Origin of the sequence: Yersinia sp. 1652 StPb PI (genome assembly GCF_041538345.1) — a bacterium.
Lineage (GTDB): Bacteria > Pseudomonadota > Gammaproteobacteria > Enterobacterales > Enterobacteriaceae > Yersinia > Yersinia enterocolitica_E.
This window is the reverse complement of record NZ_JAULSM010000001.1, coordinates 2553004-2567719: the sequence shown is the minus strand read 5'-3', so window position 1 is coordinate 2567719 and position 14716 is coordinate 2553004. Positions and strand designations below refer to the sequence as shown.

Here is a 14716-nt window from a genome sequence, read left to right as displayed (position 1 = left end):
TAATACCTGCGGGAGCTTTTCGTCGCTTACTTTATTTTGGGCTCATAGGGTAAACGTGAGAATTTAATTGATTCAGCACGGTAGTGAGCTAAGCGTTGTAAAAAATACTCACGCAGTTCTTCCGGCTGTTCCCGGGCGATCATTTCAGCAATCACTGGCATATTGTAACGCTCTTTAAACGCCACGCCTGAAGCGGCTAAATCAACATTCATTTTTGCCGTTTCTTCGTCAGAAAGCTCCGTCAGATTATATCCCATCGTTTTCTCCTTCTTAGGCTGTGGGGGGTATGGCGCAAAAGGTAATGCAGGTAACGTGGATTGGCAAGTAGCGGATGTGACCAAACCATCACATTAATCGGTTATCTGTATTGGGATAATATTAATACCCACTGTAATTAATTATTACTTTAAGGTGAAAATCAAATAATAATCATTCCCTTTAGTATTTCGTCGGTAATGTGAATGATTCTTATAATAATTACGGTAATTTGTTTTTTATTATTTTTTTGATTTAAATCAAATGGTTGAGTTGTCTTTATCTTTTTAATGTTTTTATTGTAAATGGGGTGTTCTTATTTTGTATTTATCTTGGCATAATACGAAAAATAATCGTCACTTACCTGCATTATAAAAATAAGGGAATTATTATGTTGAAAACAGAAATGGCAAAAAAGCTCAATGAGCAGCTTAATCTGGAATTTTACTCTGCGAATCTTTACCTGCAAATGAGTGCCTGGTGCAGCGATAAAGGTTTTGAAGGTGCTGCGGCATTTTTAAAAGAGCATTCTCAAGAAGAGATGCAACACATGCAGCGTTTGTTCGAATATCTCAGCGGAACAGGCTCTATGCCGGTTTTGGGTACGATCAGCGCCCCACCAATTGATTTTGCTTCTCTGGCTGATGTATTCAAGCAGACTTACGAGCATGAGCAGCTTATTACTACTCAAATTAATGAACTCGCTCATGCAGCAATGGAAAACCACGATTATTCCACGTTCAATTTTCTGCAATGGTATGTGGCTGAGCAGCATGAAGAAGAAAAACTGTTCAAATCCATTCTTGATAAACTGGCCTTGGTGGGTAACAGCGGTAATTCATTGTTCTTCGTTGATAAAGATCTGAAAACAATGGCGGCCCAAAGCCACGTTCAAGCTTAAACTGTATTGTTAGAGTGATTGACGCAGTTTTTGATTCTCGATCAACAGAATCAGGAACTGCGATTTTCGTTTTTCCCCCGCTAACTTAGCTACACAACTCCCTCCATCTTATTGTTTTCGTGCTAATTGCATATTGTTTAGCTATGGTTTCTCGACTTGCCATATTCAAATCGTTATCATTTGCAATAACGACAAGGCAGTGAGTTGAATTGCTGCCCAATTATTGGTGATATTTCAATCACCACTCAGAATTTGGCGTTTTGTTTTGTGTGCTATCTCACAGGTAGTGCAATTGACTGGAAGTGATAGGGGTTCGCGCTGCCAATATAGGATATGGTTGGTAGCAGATTGATTTTTTCCCCCATTGATTAAGGGATACTATGTTTATTCGCAAAGTCCGTTCTTCTTGCCGCATGCTTTCGGCGCTTATTGTGTTGTTTGTTGGGCTATCTAGCCAGCAAGCTCTGGCTCACGCACACCTGAAGATAGAGTCGCCGGCTGCCGATACCACTATCGGTTCAGCACCAGAAGCAGTGACGCTGGGTTTCTCTGAAGGTATTGAACTCAATTTCAGTGACGTGAAAGTTACCGGGCCTGATAACAATGTAGTGAAAACTGGTGCGTTAAAATTGGATCCGGTGAATAACACACAGTTGATTTTGCCTATTGATCATGCATTAACGGCAGGGAAATATAATGTTTCATGGCACGTGGTGTCTGTCGATGGTCATAAAACCAAAGGCACATACAGCTTCACTGTGAAATAATATGTCTCTGGCGGCTCTATTCGTTCTGTGTCGCTTCTTGCATTTTCTGGCGGTGATGCTGATGTTTGGCATCAGTATATTCACCGCTGTATTAGCACCAGATCGATTCTCTTCAATACTCAAAAACCGTCTGTCACCTCTACTTATCTTCAGTACTTTTCTGGGGCTTATCTCTGCCGTGGGGCTTTTAGCCGTTCAGGCTGGAATGATGGGTGATGGTTGGGCTGATACTTATCGATTGACCGTTTGGTGGTCGGTATTTGGTACACGCTTCGGCCAGGTGTGGCAATGGCATATGGGTTTATCCATTTTGATTATGTGGATAGTGTTGCTGGGTTCAACTCGTAGCAACTATCGACTGATAGCGGGCTGCTCAACGCTGTTACTCGCGAGTCTTGCTTTTACCGGGCATGCGGCGATGCATGCCGGAGTAGTGGGATGGATTCACCAAACTAATCAAATCATACATCTGCTCAGTGCGGGTTACTGGCTGGGTTGCTTGCCAGCGCTGCTGATTTGCCTCGTTTATACCCGCAATAATGATGTCAAACGTGAAGCAATCACTACGTTGATTCGATTCTCAAGCTGGGGACATCTGGCCGTAGTATTGGTACTGGCGAGTGGTGTTATTAACAGCATCATTATACTGGGCGATACCGCGCTGACGCTGACATCTACTTATCAGATACTTCTGCTCTGCAAAGTGATATTGGTGATGTTTATGATTATTGTTGCACTGATTAATCGTTATCTCATCGTTCCATTGCTTAAGCAATTACCCGCTAAAGCTCACTATTGGCTAGTGGTAAATAGTTGTGTGGAAATTATCCTCGGTGTAGCGGTATTACTCTTAGTCAGTGTTTTTGCCACTATGGCACCGGTATAGGGTAAAGCTATAAGTAACAGATATTGCTACTGAGCTTGCATTGGAGCCTTTGGATGCGAGAAAATCTAAGCAATCAATTAATTGAGGATAATTAAGATGAAAGGTTTTGTGCTGACGTTATCGTTGCTGATGCTATCAATTAACGCTATTGCTGCTGGAAAGATAGTGACGGTCAGTAAATTTGAATTTGGTAAGCAATGGGCATTTACCCGGGAAGAAGTGATGCTGGAATGCCGCCCAGGTAATGCTTTATTTGTGATTAACCCGAGTACGTTAGCGCAATATCCCCTCAATGATATTGCTACCGAGCAGATGAAATCTGGCCTTGTATTAGCGAAGCCGTTAGATATTTTGTTGTTAGATGACAGTAACAACCCTGGGCAGAAGATGAGTTTGGTGCCTTTCCAGCAGCGTGCAATGTCATTGTGTCAAAATTAAACCTGAGATTGTGAGACTCACCAATATTAACCCGTATTTTTCAAATGATTACTATTACTAGTAATAGGTTTGAGTTTTCGCCATTCAGATTAGTTTACAACCGTAATTAATTAGTTCTATTGCCAAGTTGGCGAAACACATGTACTCGACTACGCTTAAGGAGTACGGCTGAATAAGCCTACGTTAATGCCAACTTTTAGCGCACGGCTCTCTCCCAAGAGCCATTTCCCTAGACCGAATATAGGAATCGTATTCGGTCTCTTTTTATCTTATTGATTTTAAATAATTTTTTTTCACAACAAACGAAAATAAACGAAATTTCCACGAAATCCTATACTCGGCCTAAATCTCAACCCACTCATTTTTACGTGAATCCAGGTATACATTCGTCATTTTCATCGATTTGTGTCCAAGCAATTTCTGTGCAAATTCCTTACCGTATTCTGCTTCATACAGCCGCGATGCCAGGCTGCGGATCTCGTGAAAACTGGGCGGGGATATTTCATAAACCAGATTGGTGGCCTTCAATGCTTTAACAAATGCTTTGGTGAGCGAGTCCGCATTTAAGGCTCCGGGTTTTCGGCCTGAGCTTTTACTGGATGAGCTGATGAGATATTCACTTTTACTGTCATTCAGGCACTTTTCTATAATGTCCCCAACGTTAGCGTTCATTATTTCCAACCGTAAAGAGAGTGATATAGCAATTTGATTGCCGGTCTTGCCCTGAATTACCCAAAGTTTGCCGTCATGCACATCGCTGGCCAGTAATTAGCGCCAATGCCAGGCTGAGTTGAACCCAGTTCTGCTGTTGGCCGACAGCCTCATAAATCTTGCAAAAGGCAGCATAGTCGAGCCGTTCCCGCTTAACTTTTGGTGACGGCGTGCGTGTTGCTTCCACTGGGTTGGTGCTAATTAAACCATCAGCTATTGCTTCGCGAAAAACATCCGACAAAACAGAACGTAGATTTACCGCCATCGAGCTTTTACCATTATCGACATAGGCATTAATAAAATCAGCAATATGCCTGGTGGTAACGGTCTCGATCGGTCTCTCGCCAAATTCTTGCTTAATATATCCTATTTGCAAGACTCTCATTTTCATGGTGTTCTCAGCCAGCTCGCGACGCTTTAATAGTTCTGAATAGCTCTGAATAGCGCTTTAGCCAACTTGCTACGGTATTAACTTCAGCTTTAGCCGCAGGAGTTGGGGCAGGGGCTTGCAATCGTTCAAGGAGGGCTACTGGCTGAAAGTTTGATTCAATATAGTTGTTAGCCTGAATGGCCTGAGAGATGGCATCCCTCCGGGCAATTTGCCCTAAAGATATTTCAGAGCCGGTTATTGGATTGCGCCAGCAAAATGATTTTTCTCTACGCCGATATGTCAGGTTTCTTGGCAAATTGGCATCATACTTTTTTGGCCTCTTTGCCATGAATAATTCTCTCTATTAATGGTGAGTTAACATCGGGTGATGCTTTTATTATTTTTTTAGCTAAGCGATAGCTTTTAGGTTGAATATAAATAGCACAAGGTTGTACCCGATATTCGCGCCCATGTTTTTCAGGGGCCGGATAAATATTGCCACCTCGCGCCCAGCGCTGAAGTGTCTGGGGGGTTGGTTGCTTGCTGTGATAGGTTTCTTCCGCCCATTCTTCTAATGTCAGTAGTTTGGTCATTGGTCTTTCCTCAGTAGGAAAGGGCGCAAAGATGTTACGCCCTATTATGGTCGTTTAGTCTGGGGTGGTAAGGGGCTATGTTTTAGTGATACTGCTATCGAATGCTACGGTCGGATATGGTTAAACCTCCCGAATTAACCGGTTGATAATGTCTCTTTTGGAGGGAATGCGAAGCTGGTGTGCCAGTTGCCATGCTTTGCGCTGATTCTAGGTTTTATGCTCCAACATTTTGCGGATAGTGGTCACCAGGATACCATATGAATGGAGGGCGGGAGAGAAGGAGCAAACTCTGTTGTTAGCATTGTACAAAACAATCGAATTGTGGATAAAATCGGGAAAGGCATTTAACGGATAAGGGACTATTGATGCGTCATAATATATTGTTTTTTAAATATTTCTATTCCACGATATTCGGTTTTTTTTCTATTACTTCGGTCGCTTTATCAACTGTAAGTAATGTGGACTCGTACATCCAATATGCATTTATATTTGGAGTGTTTGGGGCTTTTACTACAGGGTATCATGCTGGTTTGGCTTTAATAGCCGAACAGTTATCTATGTCCAAAAATGCGAGAAAACGACAAAAGGGACGCTTATTTTATAATAGATTAACAGGAAATAACCCTTCACCAGTAAACCTATTCATAATAGCTATTCTCTATGCGTCAGCTTACTTTTCGTTTCTTGTTCATCATATATTTTCCAATGATGCTCACTTTGGTTGGGCCATCGTGTTATCACTGATTTCGCTCTCTTTATTTATATGTCATCAGCTAAAGAAGCTTGATTCTTTTACCGTAAGCAAAAATGCTTAATATCATAGATGCCATTGGCATCATCGGAACAGCAGCAAAGCTGGAAGTGCGTAACGGGAAAGTTCGTAAAGTTAACCACCAGGCGGAAACCGAGGAACAGGCCGCGCTTATTGAATGGGCAGATAAAACTGTTATTGATGGTATTTGTATCGGGGACTATCTGATCCATATACCCAATGAGGGGAAGCGTGGGCCAAAGGCGGCAAGGGATGCCAAGCGGCTAGGGTTGAGGAAGGGGGGGCCGGATTTGTTTTTGGCGCTACCGCGCGGTGGGTATGCGGGGTTGTGGATTGAGATGAAAGCTAGCGATGGAAAACCCACCAAGGAACAGGCCAAGTGGATCGACAGAATGATAAATGCTGGGTTTTTTGCTGAAGTATACCAAGGTTCCAGAAATGCTAAAGATTCAATAGAGTCTTATCTTACATATGGTTATAGTGATTTCCCGAATGCGAATATATAACTGCTGCTATATTGGAGATTAAATATGGAACATATTGATATTATATATACCTTGATACGAAATCACTGCTTGAAAAATTTCCCATCAAGAGCTTGGTTTGATGTAAAAGAGATCATAGATAGTGGCCTTAAAATAGTTCTCTTCGGTGAAGAGTTTACGGAGTGAACAACTCATGCTGTTGTCTCAGGAACTGATAGTTACGGTTCACCAATAAACCAATATTGCTTTATGGATAATTCTAATAACGCTGGCAACATAAAAGATAATCCTGCTAATTATTATGCTGACTACATTAAAGCTATGTATAAATGGTTGTACGATGAAAAATATATTTCTTTTACTCAACCTGATGGATATTTGGCAACGGAAAAGATGTTATTGACTAATCATATCAAAGTACTTCAGTAATTTTATTTTTTGCAATAATTCTGTTTTTGTTGCGATTTATGCAATGAAATATAGAATCAGTCTTGTGAATTTAAAACACAGGACTGACCAATGACTACAGCAATTGAACGACTGATCAAAATACATGATCCTCGCTGTGTCAGCATAGAATCGCTGAATATTGGCTGGGGTCGTGCAGTTCTGACCAAAGACCAGATATTAGGTACTTTTGCTACCTGCCAGCATCTACACCCTGTCGGATTCGATATTTTGATGACCAAATATCGCAATGACGGTAAAGCCGAGCAACGCTTACGGGCCGCAATTAGTGTGTGGCTGCATAAGCGATCGCATCCACCTCGTGCCATTGCTGCCTGCCAGTTAGCGCTGAATATGGTATTGGATAGAAATCTCCCGGCGCAGGTAGAGCAAATTGCAACTGTATTACGACGTTACGGCTCCCGTACTGGAATAACCAGAAAAGTCGTTGATGGGCTATATGGGCCAGATATTCTTCAGAACTCGATTACTCTGCTATTGCCGCAGGGTTTAAGGGATTATTACCCGACACCTCTGGTACTCAACAGTCATGCTGTGATGATGAGGGTCTAATTGTTGATGGTTGTGTTGCCCGACTAAATCAATATCGACCTGATGAGTACGAACTGATTATACGGCATTATGTGTAGAATCAGTCAAAACGGGCCATTGCTCGGCAGCATAAACGGGATGAAAGAGCCGTCAGGGTGAGCATGCAGATGGCCGAAGGATTTGTTGATGGTTGCTTGTCGATGATAGACGTTTGCCTGGAAATGGACCCGGCAACAATGAAGTCAGAAATTTATGATAAAAGTGTTGGTGCGGCCGCAAAAAGTGCATTAGTGTGATAAGAGTTGGTTATGCAGTAGCGCTTATCCAGTCAAATAAACCTCGCCTTTGTGCGGGGTTTTGTCGTTTCTGGAGTTTGCATTAGTGGGCTGAATTATCTGAAAAGTAACCTTGCTGATGGCGTGCTTATAAATTGATGCGTAGAATCCGCTTCCTAACCGCCACTAGCTCAGCTGGATAGAGCCGATAACCATAGTTGTTGTAGGTGCGAGGTTCGAGACCTCGGTGGCGGGCCAAATTTCAGCCCTTAGCTTAACAGCAGGGGATTTGCCGTTTTGTGAGTCATGCCCACTATAAAACTGGTCATGTTTAATGTTTGTTTATTATTGCAATGTAAATTATACAGTGCTGTGATAGTTACCTTGGTGCAAGGATTGCATTATCATTGGTACGGTTACAGGGTCAGCTATCACAGCACCAAATTCAAAGCCTCGGTTAATCGCCGAGGCTTTTTATTTTAAGTAAATCACTATTCGTTTAAAAATGGGTTATTAATATTTTGATATATTCCCTTAACAAATGATAGGGATGTGATTTATGAGAATGTTAATTGCTGTTGTTTTGTGTTTAGCATTGTCTGCTTGTTCTTGGAGTTGGATACCAATGCCGTACCCAAGTTCTTCAGAGATATGCCCTCGCGGGACGGATAGTATCTCTCAGCAATGCCGTTGAATTATTGGTGGGAGCTGTAATTACTGGAGGGCTCATTCGCATGAGCGCTGGGTAAATCAACGATACACACTATCGACTTTCCAAAAGAAGCTAAGTGTACCTTACTGATGTGAAGTGACGGTCGGGAAAGACAGGCAACTTTCCAGCCCTTGAGTTAATTGCTCAGGGGCTTTTTATTAGCTATCGATGTTGTTCTCCACCATATATACAAAGTGCGTACCAGGGCTCTGACCAAGAATTACAATCTTTATTACACGTGTGACTAACACCCATAGAGACACAAGCAAACGTAGGGGTTGCTATTGTAAACAACAAGGCTACCGCTCCATACTTTATAATTTTACACATAATGATTTCTCCAAATTTGCAGGTGAGCTTTTATATGCTCACGTCCATATACTTGAAATATTTAATGAGTGTCAAAATAAATACATTGGTCATTGATGAGTTGTATACTAGTTAATAATGCAATAATTATGGTGCTATTTAATTTTGGTCTTTTTTCATTTCTACATTCGCATGGGTACTGGATTGGTTAATCCAATCGTTGTGAAACAGTATCCAGCCGAATGTGGTGAAAGCCGGCGCCGATATGTGGGGATACCAGTGGAACACCAGTGAAACGACGTCGGCGAATTCCTCGCCACCACAGAAGTACATTTAAAGGTATGTAGTCAGCACATCGTTAGATGTTGACGCCGGAACCGTAACCGACTTCAAAAATGATAAGCCCCGACATAAGTCAGGGCTTTTTTGTTTGTGGAATGGGCGGATACCTTCATTGAAAAGCGCATGTTTTATTAATGATCAACAGCGTCACCATTAGGCATTCTTTGTATTACTCGCCACACAACAGTAATGACGGATTGGAATCATCACCTTAATTTACTATTTATTTCGACCACATGGACAAATAATCCTGAAAGGTATTCATCATGTCTAATTCATTAAAATATCCCATTATTCTCGTTCACGGTTTCAGTGGTTTCGATAAGATTGCTGGAATCTATCCTTATTTTTTCGGTATTCAGCAAGCACTGGAAAAAGCCGGAGCTACTGTATTCACTGCCTCTATATCGGCAGAAAACAGTAATGAAGCTCGTGGTGAACAATTGCTCAGTTTTGTAAAACAAGTCACCCAGTTAACCGGATCCCACAAGGTCAACCTGATTGGCCACAGCCAAGGCCCTTTGGCCTGTCGCTACGTCGCCGCCATTCATCCCGAACTGGTTGCGTCTGTTACCTCCGTTAATGGGGCAAACTTTGGCTCAGAAATTGCCGATCTGGTCCGTTTGGCGATGAAACCAGGCTCCCTTCCAGAAGATATTGCGGGCGCAGTGATGAACGCTTTTGGCTCATTCCTTTCCATTATGACTGGTCGTCCCTCCCTGCCACAAGACAGTGTCGCAGCGCTTAACTCGCTCACCAGCGAAGGCGTCGCTAAATTCAATGCCAAATATCCGCAGGGTTTGCCAAGCAACTGGGGAGGAGAAGGTAAAGAATATGAGAACGGCGTTTATTATTATTCTTGGGGTGGGGTGATTAATTACAACCCGATTGAGCAGGGGCTCAATAATTTTGATCCGCTGCATATTTCAATGGTTGCCCTCTCATTTCTGTTCACAAAAGAACGTTTACAGAATGATGGGTTGGTTGGGCGCTATAGTATGCATCTCGGCAAAGTTATACGCTCTGATTATTCAATGGATCACCTGGATGCTATCAATCAAACTGCGGGGGTTGTTACCAGCAGTACCAACCCTGTTCAACTATTTGTCGAGCACGTGGCACGATTAACATCGAAAGGGTTATAACTTTCGGATAAGAGTGCTTGCGAGCTCTGTCCCGTTTAGCTAATTGACACTGCTACAGTCAGGGCTACACCGAGTGCTTTTATAGTGTAATAGATTTAATTTTAGTCACTAGTTTTATGCAACGCTAAGCGATCAATTCACGACATTTTTTAAGGCTCGCTTCGGTGATTTTTTTGTTTATTTTTTTGGGGGGTGACGAGGAGCTCAATAAAAATGAGTGATATTTACTAATTGTTTATGTTGTTGGTGTAAATTATAACTTGCCGTGACAGTTGCTTTTTGATGATTGTGGCTCAGTCGTCCTACCTGTGGTAGTTAGCTATCACTGCACTTTATTTTATCGACCAATCCAATATGATTATTAGGCGCAAAAAAAAAAGCCCTTACCTCTATCTTATTTGGTAAGGGATGCCAATTCGGCCAACACCAGGGAAAGTTATGTTGATTTCATTTTACCGAAGGGATCGTTCCCGTCAATGAATATATAAGTTCAATTAATTGAATTAAAATAGATTATTTATAAATGGGTTTTATATAATTAGCTCGTTATTAATATCTATAGATTAAAACTGATATAGCCAGAGAACATCCCGATCACTACAGAATAATTTTAAGGCTACCAATTTGGTGGCCTTTTTTATTTAGCTCCCGTCAAAACAGTCAATTACTGAAAACACCCTCATATCTCCGAGTGACTACGACGGGAGCTATTACCTACTTGATCCAGTTGTGGCCCCCAGAATCAGCATTGGTCATATGCGAGGTGCCGGAGTTCGTTGGTGCTACATGGGGTGATAGTGGGCTGTATACACTAGCTCTCAAGCGTGAGCTGCGGATCTGCAAGGGTCGGCTCGATGAAGTCATTAGTTGGCGGAAAAACGCCGGAAAGAAAACGTAATAACTAATGGTTAGCTGCCAATCGGGACGCTAGCGAAGATAGGTGGCACTATAAATACCACCTAAAATGATAGTTGATAAGCTATAGGGCTAGCTGTATTGCACGGTCTCTGACCTGTCGTGCGATTGATAATCCATTAGTGAAACGTTGCTCTGCCGACGGTAAATCGCTTGGGTGATTAATATAAGCATCTGGCAAGTTTAGGTATAACTTTTGAACGATAGAGAGAAAGTATCACTCATGTCTCATGCATCTGACATGATAGGCGCATTGTCAGATGAAATTGAAGAGCTGGAAGATAGCGATGATGTTGTACCGGATAAATTCCGAGCCGACTTAAAAGCCTGGAAACAGTATCGGGTAAAAGTGAAGAACATCGATGTTTCCCTAGTGCCCGATATTGAGTGGCCAGAGTCACCGGATACTGTTTTATCTGAAGCATGAAATACAAAACCGGGCTTAATTGCCGCCCGGTCTGTCAACTTATTTAGTTTGAATGTTGCAATCAGTATTAAAAGTTATATTTAACCCCTAACATCACCGCTGTATCGCTGTAACCTTTGTTGCCCACTTGCTGGCCAACATTACCCCAGAGATTGACTTGCTTGTTGATCTGACCTTCAACCCCCACTTTCACTTCCGCAATATTCGCTGCGCCTTCTTGTTTCACGGTCACACCATCCATATTGGTGCCAAAGTCTTTGGTGTTATGAACCCAGTTAATTTCAACAAACGGCTGGAACACACGATCTTTGCCTTTATCCTGAGCAGCGTACCCATTCATAAAGGCTTTCACACCCAGACGAGTCTGGATATTGCCATCACCTTCACCAGACACATTGGTGCCGTTGGTTTCTTTATGGTCGTCTGCTTTCACCCCCATCCAGGTAATCTGTGCTTTGGGCTGGATAAAGTAGGTGGCGTTTTTAGCTGCATTCTCGCCAACTTTAAAGGTATAGCCACTCTCAAGCGAGGCAGTCACACCCTTAGATTTGTACTCCTCACTTGCCAAATCCTGACCTTCAACGGTATTGTTGAACCAACTGTATTGTGCCCAACCGTCGACATACAATCCGGACTTGTCTTCATCGTTGGCATACCAGGTGCTGTACACGCCGACAGTGTAACCATCAACAGAGCCGTCTGACTGGTAACCGGATTTCGAGCGTGTATTGCTCTTGCTGTTACCGTAACCGGCCATGACACCTAAATGTAAACGGTTCAGGTCATTGTTACTCCACTGCGCGATATCGCCACCTAATTGCATCACATAGCGGTTACTTTGGGTTTTCAACTGCCCGCTGGTATCACGTGAGCGGTTATGCCCACCTTCATTGCGTAACCACATGCTGGTCACTTTATGCTCGCCTGTCAGGGCATCGATATATTGAGTTTCCCCTAAACGATCGTGCAGACGGGTGACAAACATATTGTTAGCTGCCGCCAAGTTCGCTGTATAACTTCCCGCCTCAGGGCGTTTCATTTCTTCACCTGGACCAACGGGATTTTCAGGGTCAACCGGTTCATTGCTTAGGCTAGTCAAATACCAGTTGGTGGTATTGCTACCTATCCCGCGGGCCAGTGAGTAATCATAGGCCCCGGCCACGATGCGACCACTTTTGACAAACTCACCGTCAGATAAACCGTTTACTTGGATAAGTTCAATACCGTTCAGGGTTTGTGCACCGCTGCCGCCGAGGTTATCCACCCTTACATGTGTATTGCCGCTCGTATTGCCGTTAATCACCAGTTTATCGGTGGGAGAGTTATCATCGGACAAATGACTGTTGAGTATTAACTTACCGTTGTTACTAGTATAATCACCATTAATGGTTAATGTGTTAAATCTGGAACCTATTCGAGTAGGGGAGTCAATACTCGATGACGATAAAATGCTCGGTGCGATTAATCCGGAATTTTCAACATTACCATTAATTATACCGCTACCACCCAACATACCTAACTCGGCAATATTAACTTGTCCGCCTAATACGTTATTCACAATCAGGCTACCACCATAAACCTGAGTTTTACCGGCAAAGTAACGACTATCACCGGTCAATGTGGTGGTACCTGCCAACTGGTTAATCGTGCCATTACCGTCAATTACCGCAGCCAATATATAGTCGCCGGTGTTATCTGTATGGTTCAGGTTAAGAATACTTTTATCAGCGGTGAACAGCTGAATGGCCGGAGCATCAAGATAGCCTGCGGCATGAGGCGCACTGATTTCAGTACCACCAATATTAATAACGTTGGTGCCGGCACTTGCCAGACTAGCATTATAATCGCCATAGCCCACACCGATCGCCTGACCGACAGAAACTTTACCACCGTCATTAATGGTTAATGCTCCGCTAGCGTTGCCCCGGCCAATAAATAAATTCGTACCTGCGTTCCATTCTGAACCTTGCCCAGTCACTAGCACACTATTTTCTACATCGTTTTGCTGGTCAGCCAGATAAGAAGATGCGGTACTCAGTACATTAACTTTAGCACCGTTAGAAACTGACATATTGCCTGATGCGGTATTGCCAATATAAACATCACCAGTAATATTCAAGGTCGAGCCAATGCCGTCGACCGCCACCACTCCACCACCGCGGTTATCACCGTTATATCCGCCAATCAGTAAACCGTAACCATCATATGAACTATGAGCATTTACTGTGCCACCATTGGTAATATTCAGATAGCCTTTGCCATCACCGCCAACGGTAAGATTACCCGCTATATCGATCAATGAACCCTGACCGTCGACTTCAGCAATGCCTGTGGCACTAAGATGGTCAGCTAAAACTAATCCCCGACTGGCATTTAGCATATACATTTTTCCGCCGTCGATAATCTGTAACTCACCGTAGCCGTATAGGCCAACATAAAGAGATGCATTAGCCATGGTTAACGATGCATTGTCGCCACTCACGACTATTTTGCCACTACCATTACTTCCACTTTCGCCACCGACAGCAATAATGTTAGTGCCGACCATCGTTAAATGACCATTATCTGAAATGGTTAATTGGGAATTATTATTTAAAGAGGGTGCCAACTGAAGCTGAGTAATAGTGGATATACCATTACTAAGATTTACTAATCCATTATTAATTATCGTTGTGGTAGTGGTGTCGGGTATAGTATTCGGCAACCAGTTACCACCCTCAAACCAATTATCAGAGACTGAACCGTTCCATGTCCCGGCTAAAGTCGATGAACTTATACTGACTAATAATAATGACAACGTGATATTATTTAACTTTAAGGCGCTGAATGTAAACATTATATTTAATTTCACTCTTAAAATAGGTGCAAATAGCCACTTAGGATAAAATGGATTTTTTCCTAAAAGGCCTTAGAGGCAGATAATGTAATTTACCAGATACATTTCATCTTGGGGATAACCCTGGTACTAGGGTTCTTATTGAGTTTTACGCAACGTTCACATTACCTCGATACGCTAGATCGTGGCGTAAATTGTCTTCAACTTATAGTGGGCATATACAACCACATCATTTAGGTATTTAATCTGAAGGTCGGCACTTTCCTATTTTCCAACAAAGAATAGCCTTTATAGCTTTGTTTAAAATAATGTACTTATCGTCCGTTTTATACGATTGAGCTTCAGACTACTCCTTTAGCCCAAAAGGAACTTCAGCTTATCATCCCTCGATTTTTACAACAGTGTATTTTCAGTCGCTAAGGCCTGAGACTATATCTTACATGAGACCCATATGAAATGAGATGTCGCCCTAACTTTTGTAGGAAATTTCAATAATAAAGTGCTTGATCCGACAACTTTCATTACAGAAGTATGGCAGCGCCAAAAATGCCGCCAACTGTGGTAAATTGAGGGGAATT

12 protein-coding genes and 2 pseudogenes are annotated in these 14716 nt (G+C 42.6%); 10 read left to right on the top strand and 4 right to left on the bottom strand.

The window, feature by feature from the left end; all coding sequences use genetic code 11:
* Positions 1 to 26: 26 nt before the first annotated feature.
* Entirely contained in the window at positions 27 to 257 is a 231-nt protein-coding gene (locus Q2T71_RS11830; RefSeq protein ID WP_083158608.1) for a DNA polymerase III subunit theta, read from the bottom strand.
* A gap of 389 nt (positions 258 to 646) precedes the next feature.
* Between Q2T71_RS11830 and ftnA the strand changes: the two genes are divergently transcribed.
* The 4 genes from ftnA (at position 647) to Q2T71_RS11810 (ending at position 3247) form a co-directional block, all read left to right on the top strand.
* Entirely contained in the window at positions 647 to 1156 is a 510-nt protein-coding gene (gene ftnA, locus Q2T71_RS11825; RefSeq protein ID WP_083158609.1) for a non-heme ferritin, read from the top strand.
* Positions 1157 to 1536: 380 nt separating this feature from the next.
* On the top strand, positions 1537 to 1923 hold the full coding sequence (gene yobA, locus Q2T71_RS11820) for a CopC domain-containing protein YobA (RefSeq protein ID WP_372559200.1): 387 nt from the start codon (positions 1537 to 1539) through the stop codon (positions 1921 to 1923).
* A 1-nt stretch (position 1924) separates the two neighbouring features.
* The gene (gene copD, locus Q2T71_RS11815; RefSeq protein ID WP_372559199.1) at positions 1925 to 2809 is read left to right on the top strand and encodes a copper homeostasis membrane protein CopD; all 885 of its coding nucleotides are present in this window, start codon (positions 1925 to 1927) and stop codon (positions 2807 to 2809) included.
* A gap of 96 nt (positions 2810 to 2905) precedes the next feature.
* Entirely contained in the window at positions 2906 to 3247 is a 342-nt protein-coding gene (locus tag Q2T71_RS11810) for a YebY family protein (protein ID WP_372559198.1), read from the top strand.
* A gap of 342 nt (positions 3248 to 3589) precedes the next feature.
* Here the strand turns inward: Q2T71_RS11810 and Q2T71_RS11805 are convergent.
* Positions 3590 to 4677: pseudogene (locus tag Q2T71_RS11805) on the bottom strand (tyrosine-type recombinase/integrase).
* The gene (locus Q2T71_RS11800) at positions 4652 to 4921 is read right to left on the bottom strand and encodes an excisionase (protein WP_372559197.1); all 270 of its coding nucleotides are present in this window, start codon (positions 4919 to 4921) and stop codon (positions 4652 to 4654) included. Before Q2T71_RS11800 ends, Q2T71_RS11805 begins: the two are co-directional and overlap by 26 nt.
* A 365-nt stretch (positions 4922 to 5286) precedes the next feature.
* On the opposite strand from Q2T71_RS11800, the gene Q2T71_RS11795 reads away from it, so the two are divergent.
* The 6 genes and pseudogenes from Q2T71_RS11795 (at position 5287) to Q2T71_RS11770 (ending at position 11302) form a co-directional block, all read left to right on the top strand.
* On the top strand, positions 5287 to 5736 hold the full coding sequence (locus Q2T71_RS11795; RefSeq protein WP_372559196.1) for a hypothetical protein: 450 nt from the start codon (positions 5287 to 5289) through the stop codon (positions 5734 to 5736).
* On the top strand, positions 5729 to 6199 hold the full coding sequence (locus Q2T71_RS11790; RefSeq protein ID WP_372559195.1) for a VRR-NUC domain-containing protein: 471 nt from the start codon (positions 5729 to 5731) through the stop codon (positions 6197 to 6199). The genes Q2T71_RS11795 and Q2T71_RS11790 overlap by 8 nt, the downstream gene beginning before the upstream one ends.
* Positions 6200 to 6697: 498 nt before the next feature.
* On the top strand, positions 6698 to 7198 hold the full coding sequence (locus Q2T71_RS11785) for a TIGR02642 family protein (RefSeq protein ID WP_372559194.1): 501 nt from the start codon (positions 6698 to 6700) through the stop codon (positions 7196 to 7198).
* Positions 7084 to 7473 (top strand): annotated as a pseudogene (locus tag Q2T71_RS11780) (antiterminator Q family protein). Before Q2T71_RS11785 ends, Q2T71_RS11780 begins: the two are co-directional and overlap by 115 nt.
* A gap of 1608 nt (positions 7474 to 9081) precedes the next feature.
* Positions 9082 to 9960, top strand: coding sequence for a lipase family alpha/beta hydrolase (locus tag Q2T71_RS11775; protein ID WP_372559193.1), 879 nt, complete (start codon positions 9082 to 9084; stop codon positions 9958 to 9960).
* Positions 9961 to 11071: 1111 nt separating this feature from the next.
* Complete coding sequence (locus tag Q2T71_RS11770) at positions 11072 to 11302, top strand: tail fiber assembly protein (RefSeq protein ID WP_372559192.1); 231 nt, start codon at positions 11072 to 11074, stop codon at positions 11300 to 11302.
* Between the two features lie 67 nt (positions 11303 to 11369).
* Here Q2T71_RS11770 and Q2T71_RS11765 read toward each other — a convergent pair whose 3' ends face one another.
* Entirely contained in the window at positions 11370 to 14138 is a 2769-nt protein-coding gene (locus Q2T71_RS11765) for an autotransporter outer membrane beta-barrel domain-containing protein (RefSeq protein WP_372559191.1), read from the bottom strand.
* Positions 14139 to 14716: the final 578 nt, after the last annotated feature.